At 56.0% G+C, this 19,512-nt stretch carries 17 protein-coding genes and 4 tRNA genes; 4 read left to right on the top strand and 17 right to left on the bottom strand.

Annotated features, from left to right (window positions below; genetic code table 11):
• The coding region (locus M2103_RS11690) for an immunoglobulin domain-containing protein (protein ID WP_277510739.1) at window positions 1–685 on the top strand (685 nt) is incomplete at its 5' end.
• A 270-nt stretch (window positions 686–955) separates the two neighbouring features.
• Here M2103_RS11690 and M2103_RS11685 read toward each other — a convergent pair.
• The 4 genes from M2103_RS11685 to M2103_RS11670 form a co-directional block, all read right to left on the bottom strand.
• Window positions 956–2,104: a hypothetical protein gene (locus tag M2103_RS11685; RefSeq protein ID WP_277510737.1), complete on the bottom strand. Its 1,149-nt coding sequence runs from the start codon at window positions 2,102–2,104 to the stop codon at window positions 956–958.
• Between the two features lie 70 nt (window positions 2,105–2,174).
• Window positions 2,175–2,423, bottom strand: coding sequence for a hypothetical protein (locus M2103_RS11680; RefSeq protein ID WP_277510735.1), 249 nt, complete (start codon window positions 2,421–2,423; stop codon window positions 2,175–2,177).
• 641 nt (window positions 2,424–3,064) lie between these two features.
• Window positions 3,065–4,402 (bottom strand): hypothetical protein, encoded by a 1,338-nt coding sequence (locus tag M2103_RS11675; protein WP_277510734.1) that lies wholly within the window; start codon window positions 4,400–4,402, stop codon window positions 3,065–3,067.
• A gap of 100 nt (window positions 4,403–4,502) precedes the next feature.
• Window positions 4,503–4,579: transfer RNA gene (locus M2103_RS11670), tRNA-Val, on the bottom strand.
• A 165-nt stretch (window positions 4,580–4,744) separates the two neighbouring features.
• On the opposite strand from M2103_RS11670, the gene M2103_RS11665 reads away from it, so the two are divergent.
• Window positions 4,745–5,998 (top strand): glycosyltransferase, encoded by a 1,254-nt coding sequence (locus M2103_RS11665; protein WP_277510732.1) that lies wholly within the window; start codon window positions 4,745–4,747, stop codon window positions 5,996–5,998.
• Entirely contained in the window at window positions 5,995–7,053 is a 1,059-nt protein-coding gene (locus M2103_RS11660; protein ID WP_108824702.1) for a glycosyltransferase, read from the top strand. The genes M2103_RS11665 and M2103_RS11660 overlap by 4 nt, the downstream gene beginning before the upstream one ends.
• Before the next feature lie 128 nt (window positions 7,054–7,181).
• Here M2103_RS11660 and M2103_RS11655 read toward each other — a convergent pair whose 3' ends face one another.
• From M2103_RS11655 to M2103_RS11600, 12 genes are all read right to left on the bottom strand, one after another.
• Window positions 7,182–7,712: a hypothetical protein gene (locus tag M2103_RS11655; RefSeq protein ID WP_277510730.1), complete on the bottom strand. Its 531-nt coding sequence runs from the start codon at window positions 7,710–7,712 to the stop codon at window positions 7,182–7,184.
• 20 nt (window positions 7,713–7,732) lie between these two features.
• Complete coding sequence (locus M2103_RS11650; RefSeq protein ID WP_277510729.1) at window positions 7,733–8,275, bottom strand: hypothetical protein; 543 nt, start codon at window positions 8,273–8,275, stop codon at window positions 7,733–7,735.
• A gap of 22 nt (window positions 8,276–8,297) precedes the next feature.
• A complete protein-coding gene (locus M2103_RS11645) occupies window positions 8,298–8,846 on the bottom strand; it encodes a hypothetical protein (protein ID WP_277510727.1) in 549 nt (182 codons plus the stop codon).
• Window positions 8,847–8,864: 18 nt separating this feature from the next.
• The gene (locus M2103_RS11640; protein WP_277510726.1) at window positions 8,865–10,325 is read right to left on the bottom strand and encodes a hypothetical protein; all 1,461 of its coding nucleotides are present in this window, start codon (window positions 10,323–10,325) and stop codon (window positions 8,865–8,867) included.
• Between the two features lie 13 nt (window positions 10,326–10,338).
• Entirely contained in the window at window positions 10,339–11,040 is a 702-nt protein-coding gene (locus M2103_RS11635; RefSeq protein ID WP_277510725.1) for an energy transducer TonB, read from the bottom strand.
• 18 nt (window positions 11,041–11,058) lie between these two features.
• The gene (locus tag M2103_RS11630) at window positions 11,059–11,511 is read right to left on the bottom strand and encodes a biopolymer transporter ExbD (RefSeq protein ID WP_277510724.1); all 453 of its coding nucleotides are present in this window, start codon (window positions 11,509–11,511) and stop codon (window positions 11,059–11,061) included.
• 28 nt (window positions 11,512–11,539) lie between these two features.
• Window positions 11,540–11,983, bottom strand: a complete 444-nt coding sequence (locus M2103_RS11625; RefSeq protein WP_277510723.1) for a biopolymer transporter ExbD — start codon at window positions 11,981–11,983, stop codon at window positions 11,540–11,542.
• Between the two features lie 96 nt (window positions 11,984–12,079).
• Window positions 12,080–12,760 carry a MotA/TolQ/ExbB proton channel family protein gene (locus M2103_RS11620; protein ID WP_108824694.1) on the bottom strand — a complete coding sequence of 227 codons (681 nt, stop codon included), beginning with the start codon at window positions 12,758–12,760 and terminating at the stop codon, window positions 12,080–12,082.
• Window positions 12,761–13,128: 368 nt separating this feature from the next.
• Window positions 13,129–13,202, bottom strand: a tRNA-Gln gene (locus tag M2103_RS11615).
• A 77-nt stretch (window positions 13,203–13,279) separates the two neighbouring features.
• Window positions 13,280–13,354, bottom strand: a tRNA-Thr gene (locus M2103_RS11610).
• Window positions 13,355–13,511: 157 nt separating this feature from the next.
• A tRNA-Lys gene (locus M2103_RS11605) sits at window positions 13,512–13,586 on the bottom strand.
• Between the two features lie 184 nt (window positions 13,587–13,770).
• Complete coding sequence (locus tag M2103_RS11600) at window positions 13,771–15,972, bottom strand: hypothetical protein (protein WP_277510722.1); 2,202 nt, start codon at window positions 15,970–15,972, stop codon at window positions 13,771–13,773.
• A 348-nt stretch (window positions 15,973–16,320) separates the two neighbouring features.
• On the opposite strand from M2103_RS11600, the gene M2103_RS11595 reads away from it, so the two are divergent.
• Window positions 16,321–17,028 carry a lipid-binding SYLF domain-containing protein gene (locus M2103_RS11595; protein ID WP_277510720.1) on the top strand — a complete coding sequence of 236 codons (708 nt, stop codon included), beginning with the start codon at window positions 16,321–16,323 and terminating at the stop codon, window positions 17,026–17,028.
• A 27-nt stretch (window positions 17,029–17,055) separates the two neighbouring features.
• Here M2103_RS11595 and M2103_RS11590 read toward each other — a convergent pair whose 3' ends face one another.
• The gene (locus M2103_RS11590) at window positions 17,056–19,308 is read right to left on the bottom strand and encodes a fused MFS/spermidine synthase (protein WP_277510718.1); all 2,253 of its coding nucleotides are present in this window, start codon (window positions 19,306–19,308) and stop codon (window positions 17,056–17,058) included.
• Window positions 19,309–19,512 lie beyond the last annotated feature (204 nt).

The following is a 19,512-nucleotide window of genomic DNA, read 5'->3' as shown; positions in this document are numbered from 1 at the left end:
CACCAACAGCCAAACTGCCACCGTTACGGTAAACCCGCCGCCGCAGCCGCCCAGCATCACGAGCCACCCTCAAAACGTGACCGTGACCGAAGGCAGCAGCTTCACCGTGTCCATCACGGCCTCGGGAACCGGACTCTCCTACCAATGGAAAAAGGCAGGGGCGAACATTGCCGGTGCCACCTCGAGCAGCTACACCAAGACCAACAGCGTCACCACGGATTCGGGTGCCTACACCTGCACCGTCACCAACGACGTTGGTTCGAAGACAAGCAACGCCGCCACCGTCACGGTGAACGCAGCCGGCAAGCCGCCCGTCATCAACAGCCAGCCGCAAAGCATCACGGTTGCCCAAGGCAACACGTTCACGCTCGCGGTTACGGCCTCGGGAGCGGGCCTCAGCTATCAGTGGAAAAAGAACGGCGCCAACATCGCCGGCGCTACATCGAGGACATACTCGAAGGTGGCCGCAACCACTGACAACGGCAACTACACCGTCACGATTAGCAACGCCTACGGCAACGTCACCAGCAGCGCAGTCACCGTAACCGTCACCACAAGTGGCGGCAACACAGGCGGCAATAACAACAGCTCGTCCGGGGGCGGCGGCGGTGGCGGAGCCCCGTCGCTCCTCTACGTCCTCGGACTCGGCGCCACGGCGCTCATCAAGCGGCTGATAAGGCGGTAGATTGGCTACAAGCTCGGCTGCTATTCTGAGCATGGTTACCGCTGAATTTTATTTAACCTCGATATTCTTGGGGAGTATATTACGAGATGAGATATCGTCCCCAGTGCTTTTACTTATAGCTTTGACTGCGTGCGAGACTACAGCGAACTCATAATAGTCCTCCAATTTCGGAGTCGAAATAACCAAGACAAAAAAAGGCACCGCCAATCACTATGACGATGCCCTTTGGTGCTTTTGGCATGGCTTAATAAGCCACTCCGATCTGTCGCGTTACTCCATTTCCATCCCGCCGGGCTTCCTCTCGGTCTCCTCATAATCCTCTTCCATAAGGAATTTTTTAAGCGATTCATTTTCCCGATGAAAAAACTCATTTTTCTGTTTTTCCTCTTCGAATTCTGCTTTTAGTTGATCCGCTTTTTGCACGGTAGTCGCAAGATCAATTTTGAGTTGCTCAATTTCTCGCCTTGCATTTTCGGCATCCTCCTTCAGCTGAAGGTTTTGTTTTTTGAGCTGATCGGGACGTTTAGCAAACCGCCCCAATACTTCTTTAGTGTAGCGTTTTTTGGCGGCATCAAAATAATGCTTAAGCTTGTGTTTGATGCGGAAATCTTGGCATGAAACCACCACCAATTCGGAGAGCTGCCAATCAATGGGAATTTCACCGTGAGTTTTATGAATACGCTTGAAATCCTCCTCGGCAAGTTCGGCGCTGTCCAGAGGCAGTATTCCCGCGCGCGCGAGCCGGAGATCTCCGATATGTTGAGGGCCTAGGCAGCGGATGCCTTTTCTTCCAACACCGCGATCCAGCCACATCAACTCATTGTAATTTGAAACGGCAGTGAATGTGATGTGAAAGTGCAGAACACCCTCTTCGGGATGCAGCTGGACACACATGGCACGCAACCCAGTCTTGGTTTTGAACTCCACCGCCAATGCATAAGCCAATTCCATGAGGAATGGCTTGATGAGTTTGCTTAGCTCCGGATCACGCTCCAATTCCATCAATGCCATGGCATGATCGGGTCGAAACGATATCTCAAGATTCAATACCCCATCGGTTTTGATTTTGCGACGGCGCATGCGTCCGTCGGGACGAATTTCATCCCTCCAATAGAATGATAATTTTTTGATAAGCCAGGTGTGCAGGAGCGCGTGTTTTTCAGATGTCATTTCTTTGCCCTTTGCAGAAATTAGCAGGCCTCCGTCGAGGCTTGGATATTTGAGAACTTTAGGCTCTTTGCTTTCTTCGTGCTTCTTGCTCTTTGGCTGAGGAATAACCGCTAAGAATCGAGAATCTTTTCGGCGCTTTTTGTGAGATCTCAAGGATCTCGACAATTTTTGGTCGTCCGAGTGAATTTTGTCCTTCGAATCAAGATGCATTAGGGTGCGTGGGCGTTTTACTTTGATGATGTGTTTCATATTTGAATATGTTTTGATTGTTGAGCGAATTGCCTGCCCCTCCCCGGCAAAGAAGGGCAGGCGGGGGGGCTTAAGCCTTTTTACCTCCTGCTTGTTTAGCGGCTTCGGCCCGTTTGGCGGCTTCCTTCTGCATTGCGCGCTGCCACCCGACGAAAACACGCTTCACGAGGTTCATATTAAGCAACGCAAGATGCGCGGCTTGAACCTGCGTGACCAGGCTTTCATGTGGATAGTAGCCCGCCTTGAGGATGGCTGCTGTGTATGTCGAGGCGGCTGCCTGGGAGGGCTCCGCCGTTGTAGGATTTTGATTTGCATTCATAGTTTGTTGCCTTGGCGAAAACCGATCCGCCTCCGGCTTCCTTAATATTATAAAAAAGAAACGGTATTCCAAAAATTATTTTCAAAATCTCACTAAAAAATCGATCGTAAGATCTACAAGACATGAAATGGAATATTCGGTTTATGATCAGGGTAATTTGATTTTTTGATATGATTTTATAAACTATGGAAATTTCTTTGTTGTGGGTTTAATACCCCGAGAATTGCCTCGTTTCGCTTGAAACAACAACGGAGTCCGTTGCTTGGTGTTTTATTCAATACACCGCTACTTGCGGCGGGGTTCTTTATTCATACAAACGATTTTTCTAGCTAGGGGCAGAATGGCCAGAATTTTTTCCCGTGTTAACATTACCTTTCGACAAAAATACGGCACCGCTAAACATTTAAAAATTTCCGAATACAATGTCTGCATAGAAATGCGATTCTTAATTCCGATCAGTTTTGCGTGATGGGACTGTTGTTATTTTGACAAAACAGCGCTGATGCCCCGCCTTTTAATAACACGGGCCTCTTAAACATTTAAACTGGCGATCATGGCTCTCGCGATGTCTGAATCCGGAGGAATGTAAAAATGATAGACTACCGGATTCAGCGCACCGACATGATGGCGGCTGAATGCCCTCAGCCCTTCGTCCCAGGTTTCTTTTCCTTGATGGGAAGTTTTAAAAATTCTTCCCACGAGAGCTTCACGGAATCGGGGGTGATCAGAAAATAGCGCGCGGCGTCCGTCTGGTCGGCGACGCCTTCGTATTCCTCGGTCGTCTTCGGATTCGAGTGCTGCGCCAGATACTGAGTGAGCGGGGTGTTCTTAAACGCGGCCAAGTGATAGCTAATGAATGAGTGCCGCCACACGTTGCGCAGTCCGCGGATCCTTTCCTGGTTCTCCGCATCCGATGTGTCCGACGGCCTTATTCCCGCCCGGATCCCCGCATGACGTTTGCCCTCCCGGTAATTCAATGCGCTCATCGCCCATGTCGATTCCGGCGTGTGCGCCAACCATGTCCAGAGATTGTCCGGATGTCCTTGGCGGTAACGCGTGCGTCCGTCTTTTTTTCCTGTTTTGTGAATGCGCGCTACCAGCCTCAGGCCTTTGTTCTCGAAGTTGACGGCGTCCTTCTGGATCAATCCTGCGGTCGTGTAGCGGATGCCTCCGAATGCCTCCAATGCCACGCGCCCAACCACGCGCTCGTCGCGGTTTGCCTTGAAGAACTCAAACGCGTCGCGGAGCGGAATCACGACTGGATCACCGTCCTCCGTTTTTGGCGGCTTGATCAGCAGGCACGGATTTTCAACGGCGCCCCAGCGTTCGCGAAGGGCATAGTCGAAAAATGTCCTCACATGCTTCAGATGGTCTTTTTTTGAATAAGGGCCGATAGGATTTCCCTCATCGTCAACGAGTCCGTCCATCCATTCGCGCACTTCCTCGCGCGACAACTCGCTCAAGCGCTTCGCCCCGTGTTCGTCGCACAGGCGCTTCAAATGTTTCTCAGCATGACGCTCTGCGTCGCGTCCCCAGCTTTGTTCGCTTTTGCGCAAGGCGAAGTATTTTGTGACGGCATCGGTCAACACTAGGCTCTCAATGCGCGCCGTCCCCTGTTTGCTTTTTTTCCACTCATGGGCGACAATAACCGGATCGACGCCCTCGCCGACGATTGCCTGAAACTCCCGATATTTTCGCCACAGGACTGGATCGAATGTGAGCACTTCGCTTCCATGCGCGTCACGTGCTTCCGCAAGGCTGCGAGCCTTGATCTCACGAGATGCCTTGTCTTTGAAGCCGAGGGCTGTCTCTTTTCCATTCTTGCGCCAATGCAAATAAAATGGTGCGGACTTTCGCTCAGGACGAAATGAATAACGCATACCGCGAGGGGGAACCCATTCCCTGCTTCGTTTCACACCTTGTTGAGACAGACCTCGGTTTGCGTCTGGTTTGGACCCTGGTTTGCGTTTGGTTTGCATTCTGGTTTGTGTTTGGTTTGTGTTTTGCCTTCAAACCACCGCAAACCGATTCAGTCAAAAACAAAAGCCGCCCTATGAAAGGCGGCTTTTGCCGGAAAAGTGGTGGACCCTAATGGACTCGAACCATCGACCTCTTCCATGTCAAGGAAGCGCTCTAACCAACTGAGCTAAGGGTCCGTAATTTTGAGGGGCAGAGTAAGGACTTTTCGCATCGGGGTGCGCAAGGAAAAAGTAATGGTCGTTTTTTTCGGGGTTCTTCACTCGGGTTCATCACGCGCCAATTAACATGCGCGAAAAACTTCTGCTTGGCCTGCGCGGGCAGGTTTTCCAGTCTGTCGAGCCTTGCACAATCCTCGCCTCAAAATCGCCTATCTTTTCACGACGTTTCCGAAAAACACGGAGACGTTCCTTCAACGCGAAATCATCGCGATGCACCGGCTCGGCGCCGACTTGCGCATTTATTCGTTCTGGGGCGGCGGCGGGACGTTCTGCGGGCTGCCCGTGCGCGCCTTTAACAAATGGCGGCTGCTGGAGCTATTCTGGATCATCCCGTGGGTCGCGGTCACGCGCTGGGATGTGTTTGGCATTTTGTTGCGCGGGCTTCTCACGCGGCGCGCGCCCTCGTGGATTAATTTTTGGGAGAACATGCTCGGCGCGGGTTTCGCGGGTGTGTTTTACCGCGCATTCAAAAAAGATCCGCCCTCGCTCATTCATGCCGCGTGGAGCGGCGCCCCGGCCACGGCGGCGTGGTGCCTTTCGCGCTTAAACAAAATCCCCTACTCGGCGGCCGCGCACGCCTATGATATTTACGAACACGGCGGGGACTGGTGGCTTGACGAAAAACTGGCGGACGCGCGCTTCATCCACACGTCAACAGCGATGGGACGAGCCACGCTCGTTCAGCGCGGCGTGTCCGCGGGCAAGGTCCGCCTGATCCGTCGCGGACTCGACGCGTTCCCCATCATGAATCCACTGCGTCCCGACCGCTCGCCGATTCGCATCGTGTGCGTTGGCCGCCTCGTTGAGAAAAAGGGCTTCACGCATCAAATGCGAATCTACGGCGCGCTCCGCGACGCGGGCGTTGCGTTCGAGGCGCGCATCATCGGCGACGGACCGCTTCGCGAGACACTCGAGCAAACCGCCGCCAAAAACGGAGTCGCCGACAAGGTCACGCTCATGGGGCATCTCGCCCTGCCCGAAGTCTGGCGGCAGCTCCAATGGGCCGATGTGCTCATTCACACCGGGGTGGTTGCGCGCAGCGGCGACCGCGACGGACTGCCCAACGTCATCCCCGAGGCCATGTCCGCCGGCGTGCTTGTGATCACATCGCCCGCCGCCGCGACCACCGAGGCCATCCACCACGGCGAGACCGGGCTCGTTGCCGATGTCGAGGACATTAGCGCATGGGTGACCGATATGCGGCGCCTCGCAACCGACGACCTTCTCGCCGAATCGCTCCGGGCCGAGGCCCGCCGCTGGGTCGAGGAAAACTTCGACGCGCACAAAAACGCCTCGCAACTTCACGCGTGCTTTGAACTGGCCGCGCAAACAACAATCGACAACACTGCAAGCTCCCACCACCCTGAAGCATCATGATCTACTTCGACGTTACCAAAACAGGTCCCGCGAAATACAGTTCCGGTCTTACCCGTGTGAGTCATCGCCTGCTCGACGAACTCGCCTCGCAACGATGCACCGCGGTCGTCTGGAAAAAAGGCGGCTGGCGCAATTCCGAGACCGGCCGCGAGATCACCTTTTCAAAGGCGCGCAACGAATGGCTTTTAACCGTCGAGCTTTTCAGCGAGGGCGAGCGCGAGGGTTTCCGCGAATTCATCGAATCGGGCAAATGCAAACTCGCCGCCGTTTTTCATGACGCCATCCCGCTGAAGTATCCCGAGATCACGCGCCGCAACAGCGTGCTGCGCGCGCCCGACTACATGAAGATGCTCTCGAACTTCGACCGCATCCTCGCCGTTTCCAATTACAGCGCAAACGACCTTCACGAGTTTTGGAGATTCCAGGGCATCGCCCCGCGCGCGACCGTGGAACGCATCACACTCGGCGCAAATTTCCAAAAATACACACCGCGGGCGAGCGCCGCAAACACGCCCGCGGCGGCCAACCCCGCGTTCCTGTGCGTCGGCGCGCTCGAACCGCGCAAAAACCAGAACTTCCTGCTTGATGTGTGCGAGGCGCTTTGGGACGAGGGCCTGCAATTTGAAATGAACTTTGTCGGTCGCGTGAATGAGGAGTTTGGCGAGCCGATCAAGAGTCGCATCAAGACGATGCGCAAAAAATATCGCGGCCTGCACCTGCATGAAAGCGCGTCCGACGACGCCATGCTGGCGCTCTACACCAAATGCCGCGCCGCGCTCTTCCCGACGATCGCCGAAGGCTGCGGCCTGCCCCCGCTCGAGGCGCTCTGGATGGGTCTGCCCTGCGTGTGCAGTGACCTGCCCGTCCTGCGTGAATACACCAACAGCGGCGGTTGCGTAACCGCGCCCGTGAATCACGCCGCCGCATGGAAGGCCGTGTTGCGCCGCATCCTCACCGACGAAACCGAACTCACCCGTCTGCGTTCCGAGGTCCTTGCGCGCCCGCTCCCCACTTGGGCCGACGCCGCCGCGCAAGTGCGTAAGAGCTTGGTGTGATATTCAACACCATAGAAAAGGCCATTATCACGGTCAGTTGCCGATCGCAGTCTCTGCGATCTCACCAATAAAAAAGCCGCCTGGGGAAACCCGGCGGCTTGAAATTTTTGATGCGCAATACCCGGCAATTACTGGGCTGGCGCAACGGCGGGGGGACGAGCGAGCGGGCTGTCGTTGGCGCGACGGGCGACCATTGCGGCGTAGCGCTGGACTTCCATCTCGGCGTTCTGGCGCTCAATGTATGCGGCCGCGATCTCCTTGCTGAGATCAATCGACTCGCGACTGAGCTTTTCCTTTTCCGCGCGAATCTTGTCCAGTTCCTTCTCAATCTCTGCAATCTCCTTCTTGTATTTGTTCAGGTCCGCGGTGAAATTGGCTTCGTCGTCACGGATCTTCTGAAGGCCGGCTTTGTATTCGTCCTTCTTCTTCTGATCTTTTTCAGCATCCTCCGCTTTGCGCCGCGCATCTGCCTCATCGGCATTTTTCTTATTTCGTATGCGAAGCGCCTCTTTTTCGTCGGCGATTCGTTTATCTTCCACCTCTCTCTCGATGCGAGCCTTCTCTTGTGCAGCTTCAATCTTCTTCTTGCTGTCCGCATAGATAAAGAGAAAGGCGACCATTAATACGACGGGGATTCCGATATAGAGTAAACGATTCATGTTACGTGTGATTTAAAGGGTTATTTTTTCGGAGTGGCGGCGGCAAGGCGCGCGGCTTCATTGGCCGCGGCAATGCGCTCGGCAGCTTCCAGTTTTCCGTATGACTGTTCGTAAATTGACTTTTTAGCGGTGACTTCCTTGACGGAATTTTTGATGTAATCGAGCTGGGCACGCTGCAGTTTGATTTGCTCCCGGGCGCGCCGCAGTTGGGCATCCCCCGCACTGCGGTCTTCCGTGAGCTTGAGCTTCTGCTTATACGCGCGTTCGCGTTCCTGCAATGCGTCAGCAAGTGCGTCACGCGCCGCCTGCATCTGGGCTTTTTGAGCCTCTTCCTCAAGACGCTTTTTTTCGCGTTCCGCAGCGCGTTCCGCAGCTTGGGCCACCGCTACCGCACGGGCGCGTTCACGGTCTTCCTGGTCCTTTTTTTTCTTGGCCTGAATTTCGGCCTGCTGTTTGGCGTTGGCCTCCTCGGTTCTCTGATGAATGACCTTTCTCTCGCTTAGATAGAAAAAGAGAAAGATACTCGCCAGTATGATTGGAATAATGAAATAGAGTTTTCTCATTTTGAAATCGAAATGTGTTGGATCAGCTTTTCTTTGCCTGTGCTTTCAACGCTTCTGCCTGCTTGATCGCGGCGGCCGCAGCGGCGTCCATTCGAGCCAGCGCCTGTTCGTAGAGCCTCTTGTTTTGGCTAACCTCACTGGCCGCTGTTCCGTAATATTCCGATTGGATGCGTTGCAGTTTGAGTTGCTCCTTCACCGCCGCCAGTTGATCATTCGCAACGGCACGGCTGTCCAGAAGATCGGTGAGGCGCTTGTTTTGGCGCTCGCGTTCGCGATAAACGAGGTCACGCGAATCCTTGGCTGCCTGTATTTCGGCGGCCTTGCGCTCCTCCTCTTTTTTTCGCTCCTCGATTTCCTTGATACGCCGATCAACATCGGCGCGCGCGATTCGGTATGCTTCTTGACGCAATTCCACATCGCGCTTGGCGCGTTCTAGCTGCTCCTGCTCCTGTTGCTTTTTGCGCTGAACTTCGCGTTCGTGGAGCTCGGCCTTGACGCTTGTGTAGAAAAAGGAAAAGCAGATGACACCGATTATCGGGACTATGAAGTAGAGGGCTGTGAGTTTTTTCATGGCCTGTAATTTTCGGGATTATTTGGCGGGTTGCTGTGCGTTCTTGGTTTGTTCCCCAGCCTTGGCGTCGCCTTCTTTTTTCTCGGCTGGCTCGTCCTTCTTCAGGTTGCGATTGCGGTCATCGATGGCCTCCTTGATGGCGCGCTGAACCTCACGGGCGTTTTGATTGTTGGCGTCAACCTCAAGGGCTTTTTCCACCGAGGCGAGAGCCTCGTCCAGCTCCTTGAGTTCGAAGTGCAAATATCCGATGAAGAACAAAAGCGACGCCGTCCTGTTTTTATCCACGCCCTTGTCGCGCGCCACTTTCATAAATTCAAGCGCCTTTTGGTATTGTTCGTTGCCGTAGTAGAGATACCCGATTTGCATGTCGAGGTCGCCCGAGTCCTTGAAAATCTTGGATGCGTCAACAAGCGCGTCGATGGCCTTCTGGGTTCGGTTGAGCTGAAGATAACAACTTGAGAGGAGCTCCCAGTTCTTTTGGGTGTTCTCAACTTTTCCGTTGCGAAGCCCATCCTCAAGGATGTCGACAGTGCCTTCAAACTGGCCTGAGTTGAAATAGCAGGCGAGTTTGCGCTGGTAATCCCCCGGTGCAGTCATGAAGCCGTTGGCTTGGGCGCGCTCAATGGTGTAAACGGCCCTGGCATAGGCGTCGTTGCGCAAGAATGAACCTTCTGGAAGTCCTTCGGCGGAACCGAGATACATTGAGAGAAGCATTGTCCAATACTGGGCGCTCTTAGGATTGGCGGCGACCATGAGCTCCAAATACTTGGTGGCGGTCTCATAGTCGTTGGCCGCCTGCGCGATGGCCACCAGCAGTTGATATATTTGTTCTCTCGCCCTGATGCTCATAGTAAGGGCGTTTTGACATTCCTGCGCAGCCTGCTTCAAAAGTTCCTTGTCAACCTCCGCTCCGGAACCACCGCCTGTCGCCTGTTGGTAGAGAATGGACGCGGCGTAGTGGTAGGCTTCAAATGTCGGCTTTTTTGTTTTTGAGAGCCATTCGCGCACCATGGAAAGCGCCTTTGCGAATTTGCCTTTCTGAATTTCCGCGTTTTTTTCCATGCTGGCATCCTGAACATACAACTGGGCTAGCATCCATGTGACCCCCAGTTCCTGTTCGACGCCAAAATATTTGTATTCCTTGGCGAGGCGGTAGACCGTCTCCAAGAGAGGGATCGTGGAGGCGTAATCCTGCTTGTTGATGTAGGCCTGAGCCTTCAGTTGCGTGAGATAGGCGGTGTCGAAGCTGTCCGGTTTGACTTGGGCGAGCAGGGCGTTGATGTCGTTGATCGCGCCATCCAAATCGCGGGGTTCCTCGACGATTTTTTTGCCGATGGCCTGAATGCTTTCAGAGACCTTTTCAGAAAGCTCCGGCTTGGGCGCCTGCTGTGCAACAAGGGAAATGGATGTGATGGCCGCGATCAGCAATATGCCGAGCTTGGCCGGAAAGGATGAAAGTGTTCGTCTATTGCGGGACATGGGATGGGCGAGATTATTCGTCGTCGTTCAGATTGAATGCGATGGGGATTTGCATGCGAGTGATAACTGCCTTGCCGCCTTTTTTACCGGGGCGGAATTTCCATTTCTGAACAGCTTGAATTGCGGGTGCCTCAAACTCGCGATGTGAGGAGCGAGTGACCGTGACATCACGGACATCTCCACGCTCATCAACGAGGAACTGGAGTATCACTTCCCCTGGGATTCCCTGACGTTTCATTTCGTAGGGATACTGAGGCTCGGCGCGCATGCCTCTCGGCGTGGGTCTTTGGTCGAGATCCTTGAGGTCGAAAATAGCACCCATGGTGTTTTTCACTCCCGAGCCCGGGGGACCCTTTGGAATGGTCATCGTGCCGCCGTCGGGACGACCGAGCGAAGGCGGAGGAGGAGGCTGCATCTGCTGCGTGAAGGAATCCACCTGCACATTACCGGGAACGTCCATGAGGCTGGGCGGGGCGATGGTGGCCACGTCAACCGCCGGCTCCTCATCCGCTGCATCCGTGGGATCGGGCGGCACTTCGGGCATTTCGGGAGCCTCCCATATTTCCACTTCCACGGTCGATGTTTGCGGGGCCGCAACCGTCTTTTTGGGACCAAAAAGTGCGTCACGGATTTTTCCGTAGGCGGTTTCGCCCCAGCCCAATCCACCAATGACAAAGCAGGAAACCAGTGTGCCTATAATCAAGTCGCGTCTCATATTACGGGTCTCCTTTGGTTATTTGCCGGAAAGGCGATAGTTTGTTTCAAATGATATTTCCTCGACGTCGGCGGCTTTCGCATAATCAAGCACCTTGATCAAGGCGCCGTATTTGGCGCGGTCATCCCCCGAAATAAGCACGCGGGGAATCTTGCCCTGATTGATCGTTGTCTCCTTGTAGTGGAGAATGCGCATTTGAACATCTGCCATGTCGGCAGGCTCGCGGGCAATATAAACGGTGTTGCCATCCGAAACTTGAACAATCAAGGGCTCGTCGTCAGATGTCTTTTCCTTCTTTTCACTGGTCACCGGCAGCTTGGTCTCCATGGACTCGATGCGGTTCAGCGAAAGGGTGAACAATACGAAGGTGGCGAGCAGAAAGAAGATAACGTCAATGAGAGGAATGATCTCAATGCGCGCTTTTTTGGAACCGCCTGTGCCCAACTCTGGTGTGTCAGGATTTTCAGCCATGGGTGTCTAGTATTTTAAAATGATTTGATTAATTCTGGCGCTCGGCATCGGGGACGATACGCGTCTCAATCATGATCTTCTGGATTTGCGTGCGCTTGATCTGGTCGATCACATAGCGAGCCGAGGAGTAGTTGGCGTTTTCATCGCCATTGATAAATATGCGGGCGTTTTCGGGACCGACACGAATCGAGTAATCATGAATGCGGGTGACAAACTCCTCGAGCGATATGGTGTCCTTGTCCCAACCGATTTCGTTGTTGTCGGTGATCGAAATGGTGACCGAGTTTGAAGGATCGCGGGGTCCGCTGTTCTCAACCTTGGGCAATTGAACGGACAAACCGTTGGATTTGTTCAGCGAAAGGGTGAACAATACGAAGGTGGCAAGCAGAAAGAAGATAACGTCAATGAGGGGAATGATCTCAATGCGCGCTTTTTTCGGACCGTCGCCTTTATGTGAGCCGCCGCCTGCCATAGTTTTATAAGTTTTTTATTGTTATCTAGTAATGATTTTTTTGGGAACCGCCCGGGTGTTGGCGCCAGGCGGTTTCAAACGAAATCGTCGAACGAATCAGGCGTGAACTTTGTCCGCCTTGTTTACCTTGTAAATGGTCAGCGTGTTGGAGGCATCCGCCATGTCGTGTTTGACCTGCTCGATGCTCGCATTGAGAGTGTTGTAAGGAATAAGACCGAGGATGGCGATGGCGAGACCGCACATGGTGGCGATAAGGGCCTCGGCCACACCGCCGGTGATCTTGGCGGACGACTGGCTGATGTCCGCTCCGGTGCCAAGGGCGCCGAAGGTTTCCATCATGCCCGTGACCGTGCCGAGAAGGCCGAGGTAAGGGGCCGCCGTAACCACGGTGTCGAGCACCGCGCTGCCTTGTTGATAAAGGCGGAGCTGACTGTTGGCCTCGCGAGTGAAGGCGCTCATCATACCGGCAGAAGGCACGGCAAGAGCCGCCGAAATTGTCTTGGCAACAGGATCCTTGCTCTTGAGGCCGATCTGCTTGGCTCCCTCGAAATCACCGTCCTGAATCTTCTTGTAAATGGCCTCAAGGACTTGCGGCTGGCGGCTCATCGCCGAGCGGACGAGAAAGATCGTGCGTTCGACAGATACCGTGATGCCGACAAAGGCCGTGATAAGAATAGGCCACATGATTGGGCCGCCATGGAGGAAAAGCTCCATAGGGGTCTGATTCATGAGCTTGAAGAACGCGAGCGGTGAGCTGCTGAGGACTGCTGTAATCATAGTATTTGTGATTTCGTTTGGGAGTGAGAGTTAAAGGGAAATATTTTTACAAATCTACTGTTTTTTGAGGGAGCTGTATTGGATAACGTGGTTGGACGGAATTTATTAATCTTCGTTTGAAAAATATTCAGGATTCCTGTCTTGGTGCTTCCGACAGCTTGGAACTGCGCACGCGATGCGGCGGATTCACTGCCTTTGGCTTGGGAGAGGGGAAAAAGGGTGTAAGGGCGATTGGCGGGTTTGGTATTGTTGGGTGAAAATAAGGTGAAGAAATTCGGGAATTTGTCTGTCAGCGGGTTTCCTAGTCAACGCTCTTCTTTTATTTTTTTATTGAACGCAACTTAAGATGTTTTCTTTCAATATCTTGCTGGCTGCCCGACTAGGACTCGAACCTAGACAAGCAGAGTCAGAATCTGCTGTGCTACCATTACACCATCGGGCAGTGGAAAAAAAGAAAAGGAAATGAGGGCAGAGAGAATGGGGCGAAAAGGGCAAGAATCGGGCGGCGATTGGAAAAACTGGAGCCGACGACTGGATTCGAACCTGTAACCGCCTGTTTACAAAACAGGTGCTCTACCGTTGAGCTACGTCGGCAAAAAAATCTGCCCCTGCGCGAAACCTGCGCGGCGTTTCTGCGTCATTCATGGTCTGTTGGAGTGGGAAAGAACGGACTGCCTGTGCTGCATCGGCAAGGTCCGGCATTTTTTTATTTAACCCGGACAATCGCAAATCAGACATGCGGAAAAGAACTTGGTGGCTCCCCAGGGACTCGAACCCTGAACCAATTGATTAAGAGTCAACTGCTCTACCATTGAGCTAGGAAGCCAAAAAATGAGAATTGGGAAATACCTCGTGATTGAGGTTCAGTGTCAAACTCTTTTCGAGAATTGTCCCCTGTTTTCCCATAATTTCATCGTGATTGGTCTCAAAAACCCGCTTCAAAGCACATCGCGAAGGCGCGCGCCCGCTAGGAGGGCGGTCCGAAAACCGCCGTTCCTGTGCGCAAGCGCTTAGCTTTCGTTTTTGGGTTCGCCGGGATTTTCCTCCTTCGAATCCGCAACCGCTTCGGATGCTGAAGCGGCGTCCACCTCGGAAACGGACTCCGGTTCCGAAGCGATTTCAGGCTCGGGCGCGACCGAAGGCTCAACCGGTGCCTGAACATCGGTCTCCACGGGCTGTTGTTCCGCAGGCGGCTCGGATTGCCCGGACGCGCTCTCGGAAGCCGTATGCGCTTCCGCAGTTGGAAGGTCGTCGCGATCCTCATTTTCGACCTCCTTTTTGCGGGCCTCGGACATCGGCGGATAAGTGAATAGTGAACCGTCGATGTATTCGGTGACGTAACCCTCGGACACAAGCCAGCGCAGATCGCCGGTGAGCCGGTGCAGGCGAGCCTGCTCTTCGGCGGAAAGCGGTTCGGTCGGGAATGGCGCAACGGAGCCGCTGGCTGGCGGCACAATCGGCGGAGTGGTTTGCGCAGACTCGGGTGCCGCCTCGGTTTCCGGCGCGGCCTCGATAGCGGGCGCGGACGTCTCCGTCGGCACAGTTCCCACAGGTGCTTCCTCAGCAGCTGCGGACACGGTTTCTTCCGCCGCCTCCGTTGACGCGGATGCAGTCTCGGCAGCCACGACCTCCTCGACCGCGGTTTCAGCGGGTTGCGATTCGGCGGCTGGCGCGGTTTCATCCGCAACCGCTTTTTCGAGCGGCGCGGGAATCGTGGCGACTTCGGGCGCGGCGATGGCTGTGGCGGCGTGCGTTTCGAGTTGTTTGATTCCGAGGAATTTCGCGGGAAGCTCGCTGGCCTTGACCATCGGATTGGCCTCGATGAAGGCAATGAGCGCGTCAATGCTGTCGGCAAATGTCTGCCCGGGAACGCGGAACTTGCGCTTCACGGCGCAAACGTAGGAGATGCCCTTGGATCCCTTCTTGAAGATGGTGAAGCCTTCGCGGCGGAGACGTCCACGGAGCGCGTTGGCGGTGTCGAGCGGGAAGCGGCGCTGGCGCTCGAGCGTGCTTTCGACCGCGCGGCGCATTTCGCCCTGCGGCATAATTTCCAAAAGTTTGCCGTGCATGCGCGCGGTTTCGACAGTGCGGACAACTTTGTCGCGCGCATTGGCGAGCAGGTAGGCGCGCGCGTCGTCGAAGGAATCAAAACTGATTGGAGTCGCGCCTTCGGCGGGCGGGGCAAGTTTCCACGTGTAGCGGGTGGCTTTCTTCATTTTTTCAAGCCACTGATTCACGACCTCGGGATCGCGCACGGTTTCGATGCGCGAACGAAATGCGTCCATGTTCATGCGCCCCAGGCGCGAGGCGTGGTGCTGCTGGACAATCTGGTTGTAGAGGTGGTAGTTCGGCGGCCCCAAAAGCTCGCCTGTGACACCGCATTTGTTGATAACTTGATAGTTGCCCTTGGGGGGCTCGACTTCGACCTCGGAGGTGTCGAAAAATTTGTCGAGATGCTTGCTGAGAACATGCGCGATGGCGGCATCCTCGTTATCGAAGGGAAGCCCGTCCGGAATCGAGATGGCGAACGGGGCGAGTTTCGCGCGGGCGGGAATTTCCGCCGCGACCTCGCCGCTTTCATCCGTCGCGTCGGCCTGCGGACGGGAAGCGCGGGGAGCCTTGTGCGCATCGGGTTGCTTGCGCTGGATGGCGGCGACGAAGCGATCGTTTTTACCAATGACCACGCGCGCAATTTCAAAAAGTTCGTAGGTGCGGCACGAAGCGCGGATCGCTTTCACGAGCGCGGCGAAGCCGTTGTCCTCCGGATAAAACGTGACGGTGTAATACGGGCTGAAATACGGTCCGGTAAACTCGCGCGCGCCTTCGCGCTGGTAGCCGCCGGGACGGCGGTCGTCGCGGCGCGGGCCGCGGAAGTCGCGCCTCGGGCCGCGTTGGTCGCCTTCGCGCTGGTCGCGGCGGGGTGCCCGGTCATCACGGCGCGGACGGGATTGCGCATCGGCGCCGGCGGGCGAATCCGCGCCATCCGCGGGGGTCGCGGGCTTGCGAAAACCGCGACGATCCCTCCGGGCGTCGCCGCCGTTTCTGCGCTGGGGACGCTCGCCGCCCTCGCTGGATCGGCGTGAATCGCCTTGGCGTGAAGACGAGGTTTTGTCCTGCGTCCATTGGGTGCCGAAGCTGAACCCTTGGAGTTGGCTGAGATCGAGTTTGTTAAAATCCTTGGAGGGATTCTCTTTGGATGCTTGGTCGTCCATGATTAGACTTTATCGATGAAAAAAGGCCGAGGCCCGTGGAGGTAACTGCAAAAGGGTGCGGTGGTTTGTGTGTTGATTAAAGCGCAAGAGTTTTACGGCGCGACGCGCGGTGGCAAGTGCGATTTACAGGGGAAATATACGATGATTCATGCACCGGAATTGTCCGCGTTTGTCGCAATGCTCCCGCGTCAATTCGGGATATTGCTCAAAATTTGAAGGGACCTCACGCGCCCGCCCCAACGTTTTTTCACTACGCGCTTTTCAACAGGCGTTGTCCGTGCATAATGCCCTCGTTTTTTCCACAGTGTTCCGTTTGAAAAACGCAGCATCCATCATTATCTTTTTGCCATGAAAAAAATTCTCCTCATCGCCCTGACAGCCTTGTTTGCCGCCATGCCCCTTGCGCGCGCCGACGGTCGCTCCGACTACGTGAAACAAATCGAGAATTGCGAGGCCATCATCCGCGAATTCATGGCCGACAAAAACCACGCGATTCCCGACACCGTGCTGCGGGAGGCGCGCGCCATTGTCATCACAAGCCAGTTCGAAGCCGGCCTCATCTTCGGCATGAAGGGCGGCTACGGCGTGATCATGGTCAAGCGCGGCGACGGCACCTGGAGCATTCCCGTCCTCATCCGCGCCGGCGAGGCCAGCGTCGGACTTCAAGTCGGCGGAAAGTCGATCGAAACCGTTTATATCATCACCGATGACGCCACGCCAAAGGTGCTCTTCACAAAACGCCTCAACGTCGGCGCGGATGCCAAGGCGGTCGCCGGACCGAAATACGCCGAGGCCGAAAGCGTGAGCAAGGAAATCCTCGACGTGCCCGTGCTCGTTTATGTGAAGAACAAGGGTCTGATGGCGGGCGCCACCGTCAAGGCCGGCTACATGAGCCGCAACGACGACGCCAACCGCAAATTCTACAACACCGAATACACAATGCCCGAGCTGCTATACGGAAATTTCGTTCCGCCTCCCCCCGAGGTGCAGCCGCTGATGGCATTCATCAAACAAATCGTCCCCGAGGCGGAAGCCCCCGCCCAGGCGGCGGAGTGATAAACAACCGTTTTTTCGGCACTCTTTTCATTCCCCGTCGGCGCGCGTTTCCGTTTCCAAATAATCGCGCCACCCATCCTCAATCAGCACGGGCGCGCTGTAGTTGAAACGAATCAGCCCCTGCAAGCTTCCCCGCTCATCGGTCGGCAGGCGAATGTCGCGCACGCGCGAAAAATCCACCAACTCCACCACGGCGCCCGACGACACATCGAGCGGCTCGCGGGTCAAAAACACCCACATCGCGCCTTCGGTCAACTCGTTTGGATTGTCAAACGATTGCACGCCCATCGCGGACATACCGAGCGCGCGCGCGGCGGCCTTGCACAACGGCAGCAAATCCAGATGCCAGTTGCTAATGTGCATCGCCAGTATCCCGTCCGGCGCCAGGCGTTTTGCGTATAACTGAAACGCCTCCTCCGTCGCCAGGTGCAGCGGAATCGAATCGCCCGAATACGCGTCGATTATCAACACATCATAAACGGCCTCGCCCGCGGACTGCTCGCGCTCAAGCATCAGGCGCGCGTCGCCGAGGACCGTGCGCGGAGCCGCCGCCGACCGCGTCACGCAAGTGAAAAACTGCTCGTCACGCGCGACCTTGTCCACAAGCGGATTGATTTCAAAAAAACGCCACTCGTCCCCCGCCCTCGCCCATGTCGCCATTGTGCCGACGCCGAGCCCGATCACACCCACGCGCATCGGCGATCCGTTTTCGCCGGAAACCGGCTTGGTCATGTCACCCAAATTGATTTTACCGCGCGCCCCGCCCGTCCATTTTTTGTGCAGCATCACCGACAAGCCGCCGGCCAGCGACCCGTAATAGGAAGTGGGCATTTTTTCCAGTTCCGGGTTTCGTCCATGCGCCTGCTGCCCGTGCATCGTGCCGCCGTTGGTGAGCGCATAAACGCGCGCCAGGTCGCCCGCCACCATCATGTCCGACTGGCCCACTTTCAACGCGCCGTAGAAATTGCGCCCGCGCAACACGATCCCGCGCGACTCCACGGTCATCGCCGTCCACACCAGCATGCACACGCACACACTCGCCACCGCCGTCACGCCGTTAAGAAGCCGCGCGTGCCAGACCAATTCCCATGACAATACCGAGAACACCAGCGATGCCGCCGCGCACGCGATCAGCGCGACCTGATACTCCCAATATCCCGAAAACACCACCGGCGCGACAAACGACACCAGCATCCCGCCAACCGCCCCGCCCACGGCCACTCCCAGGTAAAACCGCGTCAGCCGCGCGCCCTCGGGCCGCGTTGCATAAAGCCATCCGTGCAAAAACACGCCCCCGAAAAACACCAGCGCCGCGCCCGCCAGAATGTTTGCCGTGAACGCGTCGCCACCCGATTCCTGCGCGGCGAACCCGCACGCGATCAACGCGCCCAGCGCCAGCAACCGCCACACCGGCAGCCATCGCTCGCCCGCGCGCGAAAACCCGACCGCGTAACTCAGCAAAAACGCGCCCAGCAAAATCACCCACAACAACGGCATCGGCGCCACATCCATCGACAGATGATTCGTCGTCGCCACCAGCGTGAACGAACTCAAGCCCGGAAGCACAAACCACCACGCCGCGCCAGAAAGCCCGCGCGCCAGCACCACCGGCTCCGTCTTTTTCGGCTGTCGCGAAGCCGCCAGCGCCGCGTCAAGATCGCTCAACGCCTCCGCCCCGCCCCCGCGCTTCCCCCGCGCCACGCCCGCAACCAGCGCCAGATACACCACCAATCCCGCGCACCATCCAAGCCATTGCCCGCGCAACGACACGAACGGATCCAGCAAAAACGGATAGGCGAACAATCCGAAAAACGATCCCAAGTTGGAAATCGCATACAGCCGATACACACCGCGCCCGCCATGCTCGCGCGCCGTCTCGCTTGCCCACGCCTGCAACAGCGAACTGCCCGCCGACAAAACCAGATACGGCACGCCCACACCCGCGAGCACGACAACCAAAACCCCCATCGCGGGATGCGCCCCCGCGTGCAACCCTCCGCGCACCCACGCCAGCCCCGCCATGGCCGCGGCAAACGTCCACGCCGCCGCCACGCCAAGCATCGCCACATGCGCGCGCCGCTGTTTTTGCGCGCCCAACTTGTTCAGCCCGTGCGCATACGCATAACCTCCCACGAGCAACACTTGAAACGCGGCCAGGCACACCGACCACACCGCCGCCGATCCGCCAAACGCGGGCAGCAATGTGCGCCCGACCATCGGTTGCAGGCAAAACAACAGGGCCGAACCAAGAAAAATCGCAATGGGCGTGAGCGGGGACATGGATGTGTTTTGTTTCAAAAAAGCCCCGGAATCAGAAATCAAAAAACCGGAAACTCAAAGGAAACTTTTTGCAGATTATCCGCGCGACCAACGCCGCGCGGGCGCACTAAACGACGTCCCTTATTGCGCCAGTGTTACTAAAAATGTGACTGGAATAGCGGGCAGGATGGTTTCGCGTTCCGAGCGCCGGCGACATTCCTCCAA

Origin of the sequence: Ereboglobus sp. PH5-5 (assembly GCF_029504805.1) — a bacterium.
Taxonomy (GTDB): Bacteria; Verrucomicrobiota; Verrucomicrobiia; order Opitutales; family Opitutaceae; genus Ereboglobus.
This window is presented reverse-complemented; position numbering and strand designations above follow the sequence as displayed.